This is a genomic window from Pseudomonas sp. SIMBA_067 (genome assembly GCF_046534675.1).
Lineage (GTDB): Bacteria > Pseudomonadota > Gammaproteobacteria > Pseudomonadales > Pseudomonadaceae > Aquipseudomonas > Aquipseudomonas putida.
In genome coordinates this window covers 417,314-434,840 of record NZ_JAWRYH010000004.1, presented here as the reverse complement: position 1 = coordinate 434,840, position 17,527 = coordinate 417,314, and the positions used below count along the sequence as shown (strand labels likewise).

Annotated in this window: 12 protein-coding genes; 4 read left to right on the top strand and 8 right to left on the bottom strand. The window is 61.7% G+C overall.

Annotated elements, in window-relative coordinates:
* Both SB765_RS12595 and SB765_RS12590 read left to right on the top strand, forming a co-directional pair.
* On the top strand, positions 1–2,529 hold a 2,529-nt coding region (locus tag SB765_RS12595), incomplete at its 5' end, for a T6SS effector BTH_I2691 family protein (RefSeq protein ID WP_410931413.1).
* Between the two features lie 272 nt (positions 2,530–2,801).
* Positions 2,802–3,341, top strand: a complete 540-nt coding sequence (locus tag SB765_RS12590; protein WP_232251928.1) for a DUF6708 domain-containing protein — start codon at positions 2,802–2,804, stop codon at positions 3,339–3,341.
* Between the two features lie 146 nt (positions 3,342–3,487).
* Here SB765_RS12590 and SB765_RS12585 read toward each other — a convergent pair whose 3' ends face one another.
* Positions 3,488–4,879 carry an amino acid permease gene (locus tag SB765_RS12585; protein ID WP_341798904.1) on the bottom strand — a complete coding sequence of 464 codons (1,392 nt, stop codon included), beginning with the start codon at positions 4,877–4,879 and terminating at the stop codon, positions 3,488–3,490.
* An 80-nt stretch (positions 4,880–4,959) separates the two neighbouring features.
* On the bottom strand, positions 4,960–5,784 hold the full coding sequence (locus SB765_RS12580; RefSeq protein ID WP_410931412.1) for a phytanoyl-CoA dioxygenase family protein: 825 nt from the start codon (positions 5,782–5,784) through the stop codon (positions 4,960–4,962).
* Positions 5,785–5,922: 138 nt separating this feature from the next.
* Here SB765_RS12580 and SB765_RS12575 point away from each other — a divergent pair, with 138 nt between their 5' ends.
* On the top strand, positions 5,923–6,846 hold the full coding sequence (locus SB765_RS12575; protein ID WP_410931411.1) for a LysR substrate-binding domain-containing protein: 924 nt from the start codon (positions 5,923–5,925) through the stop codon (positions 6,844–6,846).
* Here SB765_RS12575 and glsB read toward each other — a convergent pair whose 3' ends face one another.
* Entirely contained in the window at positions 6,847–7,755 is a 909-nt protein-coding gene (glsB, locus tag SB765_RS12570; protein ID WP_016499031.1) for a glutaminase B, read from the bottom strand.
* A gap of 283 nt (positions 7,756–8,038) precedes the next feature.
* Here glsB and SB765_RS12565 point away from each other — a divergent pair, with 283 nt between their 5' ends.
* Positions 8,039–11,110, top strand: coding sequence for an autotransporter domain-containing protein (locus SB765_RS12565; protein ID WP_410931410.1), 3,072 nt, complete (start codon positions 8,039–8,041; stop codon positions 11,108–11,110).
* A 35-nt stretch (positions 11,111–11,145) separates the two neighbouring features.
* Here the strand turns inward: SB765_RS12565 and SB765_RS12560 are convergent, their stop codons facing one another.
* The 5 genes from SB765_RS12560 to SB765_RS12540 all read right to left on the bottom strand — a co-directional run bounded on the left by SB765_RS12560 (position 11,146) and on the right by SB765_RS12540 (position 17,481).
* Positions 11,146–12,102, bottom strand: coding sequence for a 2-hydroxyacid dehydrogenase (locus tag SB765_RS12560; RefSeq protein ID WP_410931409.1), 957 nt, complete (start codon positions 12,100–12,102; stop codon positions 11,146–11,148).
* A 9-nt stretch (positions 12,103–12,111) separates the two neighbouring features.
* The gene (locus SB765_RS12555) at positions 12,112–13,443 is read right to left on the bottom strand and encodes an MFS transporter (protein WP_410931408.1); all 1,332 of its coding nucleotides are present in this window, start codon (positions 13,441–13,443) and stop codon (positions 12,112–12,114) included.
* 85 nt (positions 13,444–13,528) lie between these two features.
* Positions 13,529–15,103: an aldehyde dehydrogenase (NADP(+)) gene (locus SB765_RS12550; protein WP_410931407.1), complete on the bottom strand. Its 1,575-nt coding sequence runs from the start codon at positions 15,101–15,103 to the stop codon at positions 13,529–13,531.
* Between the two features lie 46 nt (positions 15,104–15,149).
* Positions 15,150–16,145 carry an AraD1 family protein gene (araD1, locus tag SB765_RS12545; RefSeq protein WP_410931406.1) on the bottom strand — a complete coding sequence of 332 codons (996 nt, stop codon included), beginning with the start codon at positions 16,143–16,145 and terminating at the stop codon, positions 15,150–15,152.
* A gap of 28 nt (positions 16,146–16,173) precedes the next feature.
* On the bottom strand, positions 16,174–17,481 hold the full coding sequence (locus SB765_RS12540; RefSeq protein ID WP_061203957.1) for an MFS transporter: 1,308 nt from the start codon (positions 17,479–17,481) through the stop codon (positions 16,174–16,176).
* Positions 17,482–17,527 lie beyond the last annotated feature (46 nt).

Here is a 17,527-nt window from a genome sequence, read left to right as displayed (position 1 = left end):
AACCGGCACAAGCTGGAGAACGGCGTGCTGGCGGTGGTGCTCGACGATACCGTTGGCCTGATTCAGGAATTCAACCATCAGCGGTTGAACTGGGTGGTGAAGCGCCAGGTCTGGCGTGAAGACCCCATGCGTGCCTACCAGTTGCAGACCTCGCAGATCCTGCAGGCCATTCGTGCCACGCACCGGGAGTGGGCGGCGCAGAAGGTGCCTTCGCTGGAACCGATGACCGGCGATGGGCCACCGGTCTTCGTCGACCCGGCAGTGGAACGTCAACGGTTGGTAGAACGAGCCCAGCTGGAAAGTGACGAGCGTCTTGAAGAGCGCTACCACGAACCGAAGCGAGCGGCGTTCCAGGCCGAGTATGACCAGCAGGAAGCCGAGTTCCAGCGCTACATCGATAAGGACGCCCATGCTTATACCGCGCTGTTCGACACGCCCATGTTCAAGGTGGCCGAGCAATACGACTACGACGGCGATCATCGTGAGTCTGGCGTGGCGTATGCCAAGACCATGGCCTTATGCCTAGGTGGCGGTATTACCGAGGCGGTGGCGTCCGATGTAAGTCCCGCTGCCGGCACCACCGAAACGCTCTGGCAGAAATGGCTACAGGATCCTGATAGCCCTCCCTATCGCGCGTTGTTGATGCGTGACCGTGCGTTGTTGGCCGGGCTGCTTCCCAGCTTTTCCGACGTCACCAACTGGAATGACAGCGACAAGCTCTACGGCATGCTGAGCAAGATCATTGCGAGCGACGATGCCGGCTTGCGCATGCGCAATACCTTGAAGCAGGCCATTGCCGAAACCCAGGGCGCGCTCAACGCGGCGAGCCAACGCCTTGCGCCCAATTTGCCACCTGGTATTCAGACCGCCGTGCGGCATCTTAACAGCGCGACGCAGTTTCTCTACAACGGCGTGCACCTGATCGAGCTGGAAGTGAAGATGAAGCTGGGCGAGTACTACGCCTTGCAGAGCGCCCACTTGCGCGAGTTACAGCACAAGGCCAATGCGTCGATTGCCGAGGCACGGGACCGGATGCATCGCAACATCGATGACATCGACATCCATTCGACCAAGGCCTGGAACAAGGTGCGGCCGATCATTCAGCACGGGCTGATGAGCCTGGCAGTGCTCGACCCGCGGTTTACCAACACCATGATCAGTGTGTCGGTGTGGGTCGAGGGTACTGCGGCGGACGTGCAGGGTCGGTTGTTTGAGGAAGCCAGTATGAAGGTGACCCAGGCGAGCAGCTTGGCGCAGCGTACCTTGGTGGAGGTCTCGGTCGCGGCGGGGACGCTCGAGTCGAATGCGCGAAAGGTGTTGCAGGGCATGCGTATCACTTCGCAGCAGGCGGCGCAGTTGGTGCGAACCGGCTTTCGCGGATTGCGGGGTGTGGCTGGAAGCTGGGAAGTACTGCTGGCGATTGGAGGCCTGTACTTGCAATACGACAGCCTGAGCAGAAACCTGGAGAAGACGGAAGCCGAGATCGGGCCTAGGGCGCATGAGGCCAAGCTGGCGTTGCAGGGTTCGCAATTGGGAATATTGGGCGGTCAGATCGAGTTGGTTGGGCTAGTCATGAGGTCCAGTACCGCTTTAATTAAGACGTCATGGGGGGCAGGCACTGGAGCTTCACTGATAAGGTTCGGAGCTTTGCTAAGTGCTGTAGCTGGCATTTTCGATGTTGCGCAATCGATTTCTGCGACCAAACGTACCTCGGCGGCGGGCGACGTTATCGCTAGTAGACAGCATGCCGTGGCTGGTTTGTTCTATGGTGCTGGCGCAGGGGCGTTTACCCTGGCAGTCGCACAACCTTATCTGATAGGCCCATTAGGTGCGGCTATTATCTTGACGCTCATTGCGTATTCATTCAGCAAACGAGCTGAAACAAATGATTCTCACAGTTTCGAACGCTGGGTGAAACGGTGCTATTTCGGGAAGGCCAATGAGAATCCACGTATACATTGGGATACTCCTGAGTGGGCAGACATAGCGTTTGCTGAGCTAAATGCGGCAACCTTGGGGCTGCATGCAAAGCTGAATTTTGAGTCAACCCTAGCGACCAATCAAGCCGCACCTAAATTGGGCGGATTAATAAATTTGACTGTAGAGCACAAAATAAAGTTCCGAATAATTTTACCTAAATACAGTGAGGTGCGCTCCGCCTACCTCTGGAGTTTAACCGTCCATCGCATGGGTGATGGTGAATTCCCTGATTTTGACGGCGGGGAAGTGATTGCGTCAGGGGAATATAATGTTGCAGATTTAAAGCCTTTATCTGAAGCAGCGAAAACCTCTTATTATGCACCACCACGCTTCCCCGATTACACGCCCGATTTTAATTTACAAACAAAACTGCATGGCTCTGCAGATAATGCGGATATTTCCCTTCTAGAAAATGTTGCCGTGATAGAGCTTGCGCCAGCCATTGGAAGACACAGTATAGTCGCAGCCACCCTACGCGTGGCGTACTGGCCAGATCGAGAGATAGCAAGTGCGCTTTTAGAGAGCTGTATTCGGGAGGTGAACGAGTGAGAAACAGCGGTAAAATTCTGTGGGCTCGAGCAATAGGCTGGAGCCATGACCTGCCTCATGTTGATCAAACTCCGACCTTGCAGTATGACGCGAATGAATTAACCCCACCTCCCAACTACTGCGATGAAGCATATTTGGAACTGCCAAGAGCTACGGTGAATTTGCGTGGCATAGGCGTTTTGATTGGGACTGTCACGCTTCTGTTCTGCTGTGGAATTGCGCTATTTTTGTACCGGAGCTTTATTGTAGATGGCTGGCAAGGTGATTGGGCGATGAATGCATTCTTGGTACTTAGCCCTCCTGCTGCCGCGTGGGCTTTGTTTCCTTACATAAAACTGGACGTTGTTCTTCCTAGAGATGAGCCTATTCGCTTTAATCGCTTGCGTCGGAAAGTCTATTTTTACCAGTACCGCTTCGACCGCATCTTCATCTTCAGCCGTAAACGCTGGGGTGTCCAACCCGTCGCCTACAACTGGGACGACGTCACCGCCGAGGTCTACCGAATCTACGCCCCTGGCCATGGTGGCCTGATCGAAAACGTCATGCTGTCAGTCCGCAATCCTGAGACTGACGAAGTCATTGATCGTGTCTTCTTCACTCATACCCTGCATGAGGGCGAGGCGTACTGGGCCATTGCCCGGCTCTTCATGCAGCAAGGCCCGGAAGCCCTGCCCAAGTTCGTGCACCCACCCCGCGACTGGAACGATGACGATGGCCTGAGCCACATGCATTGCCTGGCGCCGAAAGTACAGTGGCCGACGGAAATCGACCTTGAGTCACGCACTGCGCCAGCAACGGATGAGGTCTGCTGAAAACTACCGCACTCGGTGCTGGCGATTCGGCCAAGATCAGTAGGACGAGACAGCGCGCTGGATGGCACCGGCTTTGCCGGTGTTCGCGGGTGAACCCGCGAAGGGGCCGGTCCCCTCGCAATGCGGAACGCGCACAGTTCAATGCCTCATGCGCTGGCTGACACTGGTCGCGGTGTACGTACACCCCACAGCCAGTAGCCCAAAGACAGAAGGACCAACCAGCCAACCCCGACATACAGGGCTGTGCGGCTGGCCGGGAACCAACCGAGCACGCCAAAGATGAACACCATGAACGCAATCGCGCAAGCCGGCCCTACTGGCCACAGCGGCACCCGATAGCCCAGTGCAGCAACTTCCTCCTTACTCATGCCGCGCCGCATGGCCACCTGCGACAGCAGGATCATCAACCAGACCCAGACAATGGAGAAAGTGACCACCGCGGCAAGCACCAGGAACAAGTCTTCTGGCACCAGGTAATTCAATACCACGCCCAACAGCAGAGCGACGCCCATCACTGCAACCGTCATCCACGGCACACCGAAACGCGACAATGATGCAAATCCGCCAGGGGCTTGGCCGTTTTGAGCCATGCCGTACATCATTCGCCCGGCGCTGAATATGTCGCTATTGATGGCTGATACCGCAGCGGAAATTACCACGATGTTCAACACGGTTGCCGCTGAGCTGATGCCAAGGCCACTGAAGATCTGAACGAATGGGCTACCGTGGCTACCAATGCTGGTCCAGGGATAAATGGCCATGAGCACGAACAGGGTAAGGATATAGAACAGCAGAATGCGCAGAGGCACCGAGTTGATGGCCTTAGGCAGCACGCGCTTCGGGTCCTTTGCCTCTCCTGCGGTAATGCCGATCATTTCGACCCCGCCAAAAGCGAACATCACAACGGTGAACGAAGCAATCATCCCACCGATGCCATTAGGGAAGAACCCGCCGTGGCTCCACAGGTTCGAGATGCCGGCAACAGTGCCTGCCTCGTCGTTCAGCTGGATGCCCAACAGCAGCACGGCCCCGCCTGCCACAATCATGGCAACGATAGCGGTCACCTTCAGCAACGACAGCCAGAACTCCATCTCGCCGAACACTTTCACGCTGCACAGGTTCAGCGCCCCGATGAAGAACACTATTCCAAGCACCCAGATCCAGGCGGGTGTTTCGGGGAACCACAGCCCCATGTAGACGCCAAATGCCGTCACGTCTGCCAGGCACACCACCAACATGGAGAACGCGTAGCTCCAACCAGTCAGAAAGCCAAAATAGCGGCCCAGGTATTGGCTGGCATAGTGGCCGAACGAGCCTGACACCGGGTTATGAACTGCCATTTCGCCAAGGGCGCGCATCATCATGTAAATGGCGGCACCCCCTATCAAATAGGCGAGCAACACTGATGGCCCTGCCAGTTTTATTGCCGATGCCGAGCCATAGAACAGCCCCGTACCGATAGCAGAACCTAATGCCATGAAGCGAATATGCCGGGTAGAGAGACCCCGCTTCAGCTGTTGTGAAGATTGAGCGCTCATAGATACCTTCTTGATTTTATTATCAGGTCCGCACAACGCCGATGCTGTGCGTTTTAATCAGGCACGCATTTATTCAATCATCAAGCTCTTGGCCACAGCACCGGGAACAACTCATGGTTCATCTGGGCACCGCTGGCCAATTGTGTTTCGAGCCCGGGAAACTGCGGTGAAGTTTTCCACTGGCGCGGTGCGTGAGTGATGTCGTCGCCCAGGAAACGCACCGAGAAGGCACGGCGCCGGCGGTTGCCCCTGACACCTCCAGAAGCGTGCAAGGTCAGCATGTGGAAGAACACCGCGTCGCCTGGGGAAAGCTCCCAGCCGAGGATGTGCCAGGCGCTGCGGTCGGCCTCGATATCCGGCAAGTCGGCCAGGCTGCCTTCCGGGAACCATTGCGCCTGGCTGTCGAGGAAGCTGCGCGGCATCAGCCACGGCCCCAGGTGCGAGCCCCCGACAAACTCCAGGGTGGATTCCCTTGCGACGGGGTCGATAGGCATCCACATGCTGCAGTTCTGGCGCCCATCGATGTTGTAGTACGGCTGGTCCTGGTGCCAAGGCGTGCGCTGGCGCGTGTTGGGCTCCTTGACCAGCAGATGATCGTGATAAAGCCGGGCTGTTTCGCTGTTCATGAGTTGAGCGGCAACGCTACCCACCCGGCTCTCGAAGATGAACTGGCGATAGGCAGCGATATCGCCCCAGTTGCAGAAGTCTTCGAAGAACCAACCTGGGTCGTCGGGGCGGCTCGCCACTTTGGCGCGCTCGCTGGGGGTTTTCAGGTTCTGTTCGATGCCGGTTTCGAGCAGTGCAACTTCCTCCGGCGTGAACAAATTACGTACGCAGACAGCACCATCACGCTGGAAAGCTTCGATGGTTTCTTCGCTGAGTTGAAATTCGGCGGACTGTTTCATAAAGCACCCTTTGGTCTTTTTATTGGGCAACAGCACCACTGCCAGAAGTTAAGCGGGACAAGCATGGTGCACGGCGAGTATTGCGTTTCGGCACCAATAGGAAAAGAATATATTTCCTAATTCGGAGTATAGGAAAAAATGATAGGTTTCTCGTTCCGGCAGTTAGAGTACTTCGTCGCCGTGGCCGAACACGGCAGCATCAGCGCTGCGGCGAGAGCCCGCCACGTTTCACAGCCGTCGGTATCGGTCGCTATTGCCCAACTTGAAGAGGCGCTGAATGAGCGGCTATTCCGGCGCCAGGTCAGCCGAGGGCTGGAGCTGACGTCAGCGGGCACGCGATTGCTCGCACAGGCCCGCGATATCATTGGCATGGCCATCGCCATGAATCAGAACGCCGATACAGCGCAAGGCTCGCTGCGCGGCAACCTGTCGCTAATCTGCTTTCAAGACTTAGGCCCATACTTCGCACCCCGGCTGCTATCGAGCTTTCGCAAGCAGTACCCCGATGTCGAGGTAACGCTGTTCGAAACGGACCTGGCAGGCGTGCACCGCCACCTGAGCGCCGGTAAAGCAGAGCTTGCGCTTACTTACGACATCGGCCTTGATCCCTCGCTGCCGCGCCAGGTACTGGCGGAGTTGAAACCCTACGCGCTCATCGCTACGGACCATCGCCTGGCCCACCTGGCAGCGATACCGCTGCATGAACTGGCCCAGGAATGCCTGATTCTTGAGGACATCGCACAAACGCGTGAGTATTTCCTTTCACTGTTTTGGGCGCACAACCTGCAACCGCGCACCCAGCAATACACCCAGACCTTCGAGATGCAACGCGGTCTGGTCGCGCATGGCTACGGGGTTGCCCTGTCGTGCACCCGCCCAGCCGGCGACCACTGCTATGACGGTACACCGCTGCTGTGCCGGCCATTACTGGAAGAGGTGTCACCACAAAAAGTGGTGCTGGCCCAGTCAGGCGCCATGCACCCGTCGCCGGTAGCGGAGGCGTTCAAGGGCTGGGTGACTCAGGAGATAGCAGGCTCCGTTACCCGCGAGCCCGCCCACTGATCAAAACACCGACCACCCGATCCGTGAACTCAGCAACTCCAGCGCCGCCATGCCCGCGAGGGAGTTGCCCGCAGCATTCAACTCGGGGGACCAAACGCATACGGTAAATTGCCCCGGCACGATTGCCACGATGCCGCCACCCACGCCACTCTTGCCTGGTAACCCCACTCGGTAGGCGAAATTACCGGCTTCGTCATACAGCCCGCTGGTGGCCATGATCGAGTTCACCTGCTGGGCCTGGCGCCGGGTGAGGATTTGCTCTTCGCTGTGCTTGCAAAACCCGTCGTTGGCCAGGAAGCAGAATGCCCGGGCCAGGTCCAGGCAGTTCATTTGTAGCGCGCAGTAACTGAAGTAACTGCGCAGCACCGGCTCGACTTCGTTATGGAAGTTACCAAAAGACTGCATCAGGTAAGCCATGGCAGCGTTACGCGCGCGGAACTGATATTCCGAATCGGCGACACGGGCATCGATCGAAATGTGAGGGTTGCCCGAAAGACGTCGAACAAAATCACGCATCGACAACGTGGGTGCTGCGAAGCGTGACTGGTTGATATCGCAGATCACCAACGCCCCCGCATTGATAAACGGGTTGCGCGGGCGCCCGCGCTCGAACTCCAGCTGCACCAGCGAATTGAACGGCTGGCCTGAAGGCTCATGGCCAAGCCGCTCCCAAATGGCTTCACCTGAGTGGCCTATTGCCTGAACCAGGCTGAACACCTTGGAAATACTCTGCACCGAAAAAGGTACGCTTGCATCGCCTGCACAGTAATGGCTGCCATCGTTGCTATAGACCGCGATGCCCAACTGCTGCGCCGGTACGTCGGCCAGCGCTGGGATGTAGTCAGCCACTTTGCCCTTGCCGATCAAGGGGCGTACTTCTTCAAGAATCTCGTTCAACAGCGTTTGCATGAAAGGCCCTGGCTCAATCCCCTTCAGACGTCGGTAAGGGGTCGCATGCTTGACGAAGACTGAGCGGCATAGATCACACATTCGGCAAGAAACGCATGTGCGCCATACAGCCCACTGTGTGCACAGCGTCACGTTCCGCAAGCCACTAGCACATGCGTACTATTCTCAGCGCGGCAAGGGCTTGCCGATACTCCCAGCGTTAATCCGTTGCACATATGGAACGCCATTGCCCTCAGGGCTGGCAGCCACTTGCGTGGCATCTAATGGAGTATCTGGAGTCGCTATGAATCCCCTTTTCCGACTATCCCCGCTGACGTTCGCGATCAGCCTCGCCCTGCTGCCGAGCGCTCAAGCAGCTGACTACATCCTCGACAGTGGCGAGGACACCTTCAGCAGTGACCGCGCCTACGATGGCACGGTGTCGCTGCGCCCCGGCAACGGCGTGCCCGCCAGCCTGACCATCAACAACGGCGCCGAACTCACCAGCAAGGGTGGGCGGATCGGTGGCTCGCTCACCAACAACGAAGCCAGTACGGCCATGGCGACTGTCACGGTCCAGGGCCCTGGTACGCGCTGGGTGGTGCCCCGTACCACTGCCGTGCTGGGTAACACCATCGTGGTCGGCGGCGCCGGCCAGGGCACGCTCAACGTGCTCGACGGCGGCCAGGTATCGGTGCGCGACCTGCAGCTCAGCGACAACGGCAACGCCGGCAATGCGCTGTCCCGGGCGAACCTGGTGGTCAGTGGCCAGGGTGCGAAGGTGGACGCAGTCAACGTGACTTCTGGCGGCGTATTCCTTTACGACTCGCGCATTACCCTGCGCGATGGCGGGCAGCTTGCCAGCGAACGTGTGGCCATCAACTCGATCAGCGACCTGTCCGGCGCCAACACCCGCTGGGACAACACCGGCACCTTCCGCAACCGCAACGACCTCAGCCTGAGCAACGGTGCGGTGCTGACCAGTGACTCGATGGAGCTGGGCTCGGCCAACCTGAACCGCAACACCGTGGTGAGCGTGTCCGGCGAAGGCACGCGCCTGGCCACCCGCGCGCTGACCTTGGGCACCACCACTTCGAGCACCAACCTGGTATTGGGCAATGGCGCCGAGCTGAGCAGTACCGAAGGCATCGACATCAGCGTGCTGACCAGCATCAACTCGGCCGCACGCGGCACCCTCAGCATCGGGGGCGGGGTTGTACGAGACGATAGCCGCACCGATATCGACGCCCTCACGGCCAGCGCCGCACAGGCCGCCGGCCGCCTGGACCCGCAAACGGCAATCCGCTTCGGCGCCGGTAGCGGAGCGCTGGCGTTCAACCATACCGACAGCGACCTGCAACTGAGCAACAGCATCAGCGGTGCGGGCCGCGTTTACGCCTTCAGCGGCAACACCACCCTGAGCGGCGACCTGACCGGGATGTCCGGCAGCACGGTGGTGCGCGGCGGGCGTTTGGTGCTGGCCGGCGATGTCGACCAGACCAACCCACGCGGCACCTCGCTGCTGAGCGTCGGCAACGGCACCCTGGTGGTCAACGGCACCGTGGGCCACACCGACGCCTCGGGCAACTACAGCAACCGCGCCCAGGTGCTGGCCGGTGGCGTGCTGGCCGGTAACGGCCAGGTCGGCACCACCCATGTGGCCTCGGGCGGTACCCTCTCGCCGGGTGAAGGCGCGTTGGGCACCCTGTCGATCAAGGGCGACCTGGACATGGCCGACGGCTCGCGCTACGCCGCAGACATCGCCGGCAATGGCGGCGCCGACCGCGTAAACGTCAGCGGCAGCGCGACCCTGCGTGGCACACGGGTCGATGTCACCACGCTCAACGACGCGCAAAGCTACCAGACCGGGCAAACCTATACGCTGTTGGCGGCCCAGGGCGGTGTAGTGGACGGTGCGGCTGCCGGCACGGCCTATGCCCAGGCCTTCACCAACTCGGCGTTTCTCAACGTCAGCCTGCAGCGCACAGCCAACGAACTGAACCTGACCATCGCGCAGAAGACCACTCCCCCTGTTGAGCCACCGGTTGAGCCACCGGTTGAACCACCGGTTGAACCACCCGTGGAGCCGCCCGTAGAACCACCGGTGACGCCTCCGGTGGAACCGCCTGTCGAGCCGCCTGTACAACCACCGGTACAGCCCCCGGTCGAGCCGCCCGTACAGCCGCCCGTACAGCCCCCCGTACTCCCCCCGGTGCAGCCGCCAGAAACGGGCGGGCCTGGCACCCCCGGCATCTTCCAGACCGTGGCGCAAACCGAAAACCAGTGGCACACCGCAGGCGCACTAAGCGTGCTGCAGCAAAGCGGCGACCCGCTGCGCCTGTACAACAACCTGCTGGTGCTGGATGCCGACAGCGCGCGCAATGCCATCGACCAGCTCTCCGGTGACTACCACGCCAGCACCGGCACCGCGCTTATCGCCAACAGCCAGGTGGTTTCCGGCGTGCTGGGCACCCGCCTGCGCGACTTGTTCGACAGCACGAGCGTGCGCATGCCGTTGGGTGCTTCGAACCTCATGCCAACCACCCCTGAAGCGCAGGGCGGTGCCTGGGCACAAACCTTCGGCAACTGGTCCAAGCTGGACGGCAACAACGGCGCTGGCGGCCTGCACCAGAGAACCGGCGGTGTACTGATTGGCGCCGATGGCAGCATCAACCCGGACTGGCGCGCCGGTGTTTACGGTGGCTACAGCCGCACCAAGTTCGATGCCGACGACCGCGATGCCAAGGGCCACAGCGACAACTACCACCTGGGCCTGTACACCGGTGCCCAACTCGATGCCCTGCGCCTGAGCGCAGACGTCGGCTACACTTGGCACAAGCTGGACAGCAAACGCAACGTGGCCTTCGCCGGGTTCAACGACCACCTGAAGGGCGAGCGCGACGCCAACACGTTGCAGGCCAGTGGCGAAGCGGCTTACCGCATCGGCCTGGGTGCGGTGGCGCTGGAGCCGTTCGTGGGCGTGGCCTACGTGAAGTACGACGCCGACAGCTTCCACGAAAAAGGCGGTGCGGCTGCCCTGGACGTGGCCAGTGAAAAGCAGGACACCTGGTTCTCGACCGTGGGCATGCGCGCTTCAACCCGCACCCGCGTGGCTGACCACGACACCCAGTTCTACGGTTCGCTGGGCTGGCGCCGCGCCTACGGCGACCTGGACCCAAGCAGCACCCAGGCCTTTGCCGGGGGCCCGGACTTCGCGGTACAGGGCATCGCCCAGACGCGCAACGTGGCAATGACCGAAGTGGGTGCGAAAGTGCAACTGAACCGCCAGACTGAGGTGGGCCTGTCGTACCAGGGCCAGTTTGGTTCGGACGCCCGGTTCCATTCGGTCAATGCGGGTATCACGGTCCGCTTCTAAGCTGCTGCGGCAGAGCTGCGCAGGCAAGCCAGGGCCTACAGCACGGGATGCTGTGGTGCCCTGCCCTCAAGCACTGCCGCCAGTTCAGCCGCTGCGGTACGGGCCATCAACGCACGTGTCTCGACAGTGGCCGAGCCAATGTGCGGCAAGGCCACCACCTGGGGCAACGCCAGCAATGGCGAGCCTGCTGGCAGCGGCTCCCGCTCGTATACATCCAGCCCGGCCGCACGGATCTGCCCTTCGGCCAGCGCCTGTACCAGCGCGGCCTCGTCGACCACCGCGCCGCGGGCAATATTGACGAACACCGCATCCGCACGCATGGCGGCGAACTGCTCGCGGCCGAACAGGTGGTGGGTGTCTGCACTCAGCGGCACGCAGACGCAGACGAAGTCCGCCTCGGCCAGCAACTGCATCAGCGGCACACGCCGTGCCGCGAACTCCGCTTCATATACGGGCTTGGCGCTATTGCCGCTGTACAGCACCGGCATGCCAAAACCGAAGTGCGCGCGCCTGGCCACGGCCGCACCAATGCGGCCAAGGCCGACGATGCCCAAGGTCTTGCCGTGTACATCCAGGCCGAAGCGCGAAGCATCGATAGCGCACGTCCAGCCGCCGTCACGCACCAGTTGGCCCAGCTCACAAGCCCGTCGCGCGGCCATCATCAACAGCATGAACCCGGTATCGGCGGTGGTTTCGGTCACTGCGTCGGGGGTGTTGGTCAGGCAGATACCGCGGTCGCGCAGATAGCCCAAAGGGTAGTTGTCGACGCCGGCAGACACGCTGGCAATCACCTTCAGCGCAGGCGCGTAGTCGAGCAGCGCGGCATCCAGCGGCAAGGTACTGCCGATCATTCCGTCGGCAGTGGCCAAGGCCGCCAGGAAGCTTTCGCGGTCAGCCAGCGGCTGGTCGAAACGCCGGAAGTGGTACCGCTTTTCAAGGTCGGCCAGCACCTCGGCGCTGGAAACAGGGCCGAAAGAAACGACACGTTGCATGCAACCTCCTCAGTGGGTGCGCGATTCAGATTGAGCCGCATACAAGCGGCGTGGCACGGCCCAGACAATCAACACCACCGCCAGCAGGCTGACCGCCGTCAACAGCCATAGTGCGGGGGTCGCCGAGCCGCTGAGTTCTCGGACTTTGCCCACCATGTAGGGGGCAATGATGCCGCCGAGCTGGCCAATCGAATTGATCAGCGCAATGCCGGCCGCAGCGGCCAACCCGGCCAAGTATTTAGGCGGCAAGGTCCAGAAGATCGGCATCCAGGCGATGATCCCGGTCATGACCAGGCTCATGCCCAGCATCAGCACCCAAAGCTGGGCGTTGAAACCGGCACAAAGGGCATAACCCACGGTGGTTATCGCTGCGCAACTCGCCATATGCCAGCGGCGCTCGCCGCGCAGGTCGGAGCTGCGGCCGATCAGCAGGTTGCCCACCACTGCCAGCAGATACGGGATCATCGTCAGCAGGCCGATATCCAGGGCATCGTCCACCCCGGCGTTACGAATCAGCTGAGGCATCCAGAAAAGCAAACCGGTCAGCGCCATGACCAGGCACAGGTAAATCGCCGACAGCGCCAGCGAAGCCGGCTCGCGCAAAATCGCCCTGATCGAGCTGCCACCACTGGGCTTGGGCTCGGCGTCCAGGCGCGCGCGCAGGTAGCGCTTCTCTTCGCCGTCGAGCCAGCGGGCATCTTCGATGCGGTCACTGACCAGCCAAAGTACCAGCAGGCCGAGCACCACCGAAGGCAGGCCTTCGAGCAAGAACAGCCACTGCCATCCGGCCAGGCCGCTTACCCCGTCGAAGTGACTGAGGATAAACCCGGCCAACGGACCGCCGACGATGCCACACAGGCAGATCGAGCTTTTGAAATAGGCGTTGATGCGCGCACGGCGATCGCTGGGGTACCACTGGGTGAAGAAGTACAGTACCCCCGGCACGAAGCCGGCTTCCATCACACCAATCAGAAAACGCAGCACGTAGAACCAGGTTTCGCTGGTGACGAACATCATTGCCGCCGAGGTCAAGCCCCAGCTGACCATGATGCGGGCAATCCAGATACGCGCGCCGATGCGGTGCAGCAACACATTGCTCGGTACCTCGAACAGGAAGTAGCCGACGAAGAACAGGCTCGCACCCAGGCCGTAGACAGCGTCACTGAAACCCAGCGCGCTTTGCATCTGCAGTTTGGCGAAGCTGATATTGACCCGGTCCAGATAGGCGAACAGAAAACACACGATGAACAACGGCACGATGCGCCAGCTGATCTTGCGAAACAGGCGATTATCCAATGAGTTCCACGCGACCTGGTCGGCGGGCAGGGAACGACTCGGCATGGCTGCAACCTCTTGTTGTTATTTTGTGGTGTCGGTCGGAAACCCGCCGGGGCATACCCGGCGGGCATACAGCGCCAGCGCCGGGTCAGCTCAGCGCGTCACGGCTGTGTTGGCCATCGACCAGGCGTTGCAGGCCTAGCGGGTTGGCGTTTTTAAGGGCATCGGGCAGCAGCGCGTCCGGGTAGTCCTGGTAGCACACCGGGCGCAAGAAGCGGTCGATGGCCAGTGTGCCGACCGAGGTACCACGGGCATCGGAGGTGGCCGGGTACGGCCCACCATGCACCATCGCATCGCATACCTCGACGCCGGTCGGGTAGCCATTGACCAACAGGCGCCCGGCCTTGCGCTGCAGCAGGGGCACCAGCGTGGCAAAGCGCTGGAAGTCTTCCGGCTCGGCAATCAGGGTGGCGGTCAGTTGCCCATGCAGGGCTTGCAGGGCGCGGTGCAATTCGGCCTGGTCGGCCACTTCGACCACCACCGTGGCTGGGCCGAAAACCTCCTCCTGCAGCAGCTCGTCGCCGTTGAGCAGCAGGCTCACATCGGCCTTGAACAACTGTGCCTGGGCTTGCTCGCCTACCTGCCCGGTACCGGCCAGATGGCGCACGCCCGGGTGTTGCTGCAGGCGCTGCACGCCGCGGGCATAGCTGCTTAAGGTGCCCGCATTGAGCATGGTCTGGGCGGGCTGGTCCGCCAGTTGCGCAGCCAGTGCCGCGACGAAGGCGCTGAACGCCTCACCGGCGATACCAATGACCAGCCCGGGGTTGGTGCAGAACTGCCCGCAGCCCAGCACCACCGAAGCGGCCAGTTCCTTGGCCACTTGCTCGCCGCGGGCCTGCAACGCCGCTGGCAATACCAGCACCGGGTTGATGCTGCTCATCTCGGCAAACACCGGGATCGGCTGAGGGCGCGCCGCAGCCAGGTCGCACAGGGCACGGCCGCCCTTGAGCGAACCGGTAAAGCCCACAGCCTGGATGGCCGGGTGGCGTACCAGCGCTTCACCGACACCGGCACCGTAGATCATGTTGAACACGCCAGCGGGCATGCCGGTGGCTACCGCCGCACGCTCGATGGCCTCGGCCACCTGCTCGGCCGTGGCCATATGGCCGCTGTGTGCCTTGACCACCACCGGGCAACCGGCAGCCAGCGCTGCGGCGGTGTCACCGCCGGCAGTGGAGAACGCGAGCGGGAAGTTGCTGGCGCCGAACACGGCCACCGGGCCCAGGCCGGTACGGTACTGGCGCAAGTCGGGGCGTGGCAGCGGCTGGCGTTGTGGCTGCGCGCGGTCGATGCGCGCCCCCAGGTAATCGCCACGGCGCAGCACCTTGGCGAACAGGCGCATCTGGTTGCTGGTTCGGCTACGCTCGCCCTGGATACGCACAGCCGGCAACGCCGTCTCGCGGCACACGGTGGCGACGAAGCTATCGTCCAGCGCGTCCAGCTGATCGGCAATGGCATCCAGAAACTGCGCACGGCGCTCTGGCGCCATGGCGTTGTATTCGGCAAAAGCCGCTTCGGCGGCCTGGGCGGCTGCGGCCACCTCCTCAGGGGTGGCCTGGATGAAGGCCACAGGCAATGCTTCGCCGGTGCGCGCATCGACGCTTTGCAGGCGCACACTGCCAGCAGCGCTGCGCTGCCCGCCAATGAAGTTGCTTCCAGACATGATTGACTCCTGTAACAGATAAAGAGGATGCCTTGACTGGCTGGCATCAAGCTCCAAGGCTTTTCACTACCCCAGGGCGAACCTGCCCAGGCGCTGCGGCAATGCCATTGCGCAACGGCTGGCCAAAGGCGTCGAGGCTGACCTCGAAGGTATCGCCCGGGCGAGCCTGAACGCCGTCAGCAAACGACAGCGTGGCAGTGCCGAAATAGTGCACATGGATATCGCCAGCACGCAGGAACTGGTCGTACTTGAAGTGATGGAACTCAAGGTTTTCGAAGCTGTGGCACATGTTCTGCTCGCCCGACAGAAACGGCTTGCTCCACAGCACCTGCCCGTCGCGCAGAATGCGGCTGGTGCCTTCCAGGTGGGCCGGCAACGCCCCCAGGCGCAGCTCCGGACCGAAGCTGCAGGCGCGCAGCTTGGAATGCGCCAGGTACAGGTAGTTGCGCCGCTCCATCACATGGTCGGAGAACTCGTTGCCCAGGGCGTAGCCCAGGCGGTATGGCGTGCCATCGGTGCCGATCAGGTACAGCCCGACCAGTTCCGGCTCTTCGCCGGCATCTTCGGCGAAAGCCGGTAGCGGCAAATCGGCGCCGGGGCGCACGACGATGCCGCCGTCGCCTTTGTAGAACCACTCCGGTTGCGCACCCTCCTCGCCCGCCAGCGGCCGACCGCCCTCCAGGCCCCACTGGAACATGCGCATGCTGTCGGTCACGGCACCCTCAGCCTGCTGCTGGTGCATCTTGTCGCGGGTGGCGGCACTGCCCAGGTGGGTCAACCCTGTACCGGTCACCAGGCAGTGGGCCGGGTCCGGGTGGTCCAGCGGTGGCAATACACGGCCTTCGCTCAGCAAGGCCAGATAGTCATGGCGCTCGCCCAGCCCGGCGGCCTGCACCTCGCCGGCCAGGTCACGGCCAGCGGCAATGGCCTGCAGGGCCAGCTCACGGGTACTGCTGGCGCCACGTACTTCAAGGGCGTACTCGCCTTCCACCACGCCCACGCGGCGCTCGCCGCCAGCGGTTTCGAATTGGATCAGTCGCATGCTTGTGCTCGCTTGTCGGTTGCAAAGATTAGCGGGAGGCTTGCGCCGCCCGCGTGGAAGCCAGGCGCTGGCGGCGCTCCAGGCGGTTGTAGACAACGCCGGTGAGCAGCACCCCGCACAGCATCACCAGCGCCAGGAAATACAGGCCGGACGACAGTTGCCCGGTGTGCTCCTTGAGCGCGCCGATGCCGAACGGGCCCAGGTAGCCGCCGAGGTTGCCGATCGAGTTGATCAAGGCGATGCCCGCAGCAGCGCTGGCACCGGAGAAGAACCGCCCCGGCAACGTCCAGAAGATGGCTGTACAGGAGAACAGCGCAAACGCCACAAGGCAGAGCGCGGCCAACTGCAGCACCGGCACCGTCAGCCAGGCGCTGAAGAACAGGCCGATGGCCCCCAGTGCGTACAGCAGGCCCAGATGGCCATAGCGATCATTCAGGCGGTCGGAGCTACGCGGCACGATCAACAGGCCGATGATGCCGAACAGGTAGGGCACGGCCGAGACGAAACCGGTAACCAGGTCACTGCCGCCAAACTGATGGATCAGCGTCGGCAGCCACAGGCCCAGGCCGTAGATGCTCAGGGTCATCGGCAAGTAGAACAGCGCCAGCAACAGCACCCGGCCATCCTTCAGCGCATGCAGCGGGTTGCCATGACGGGTCTGGCCAAACTCGCGCAGGTCGTTGGCCAACTGCTCTTGCAGCCAGTTGCGTTGCTCGTCGCTGAGCCAGCGCACCTTGGCTGGGCCGTCCGGCAGCAGCCGCAGGGTTGGCCAGGCCAGCAGCACCGCCGGGGTACCGATACAGATGAACAGCCACTGCCAACCATGCAGGCCGTAGCTGCCCTCCAGCCCCAGCAGCGCGCCGGAAAGCGGCCCGGTGATCAGCATGGCCAACGGCTGCGAAAGAATGAAGAAACCAAGGATCTTGCCGCGATGGCGCACCGGGTACCACTGGGTGATGTAGTACAGCACGCCGGGGAAGAAGCCCGCCTCGGCGGCCCCCAGCAAAAAGCGCATCACATAGAAGCCATTTGGCCCCGTGACAAACGCCATGCCGACGGTGATCGCGCCCCAGGTCAGCAGAATGCGGGCAAACCAGCGACGTGCGCCAAAGCGGTCGAGCAACAGGTTGCTCGGCACCTCGAAAAGGAAATAACCGATGAAGAACAGCCCGGCGCCAAGGCCATATGCCGCGTCACCCAGGCCGATGTCGGCGCCCATGTGCAGCTTGGCAAAGCCTACCGCCGAACGATCGACATAGGCCACCAGGTAAAGCAGAACCAGAAAAGGGATGAGTTTCAGTGTGATCAGGCGGACAAGCCGCTGCTCCTGGATCATGGCGATGTCTCCAATTGTTCTTGTAATGGGCACAGCACCTGGCCGG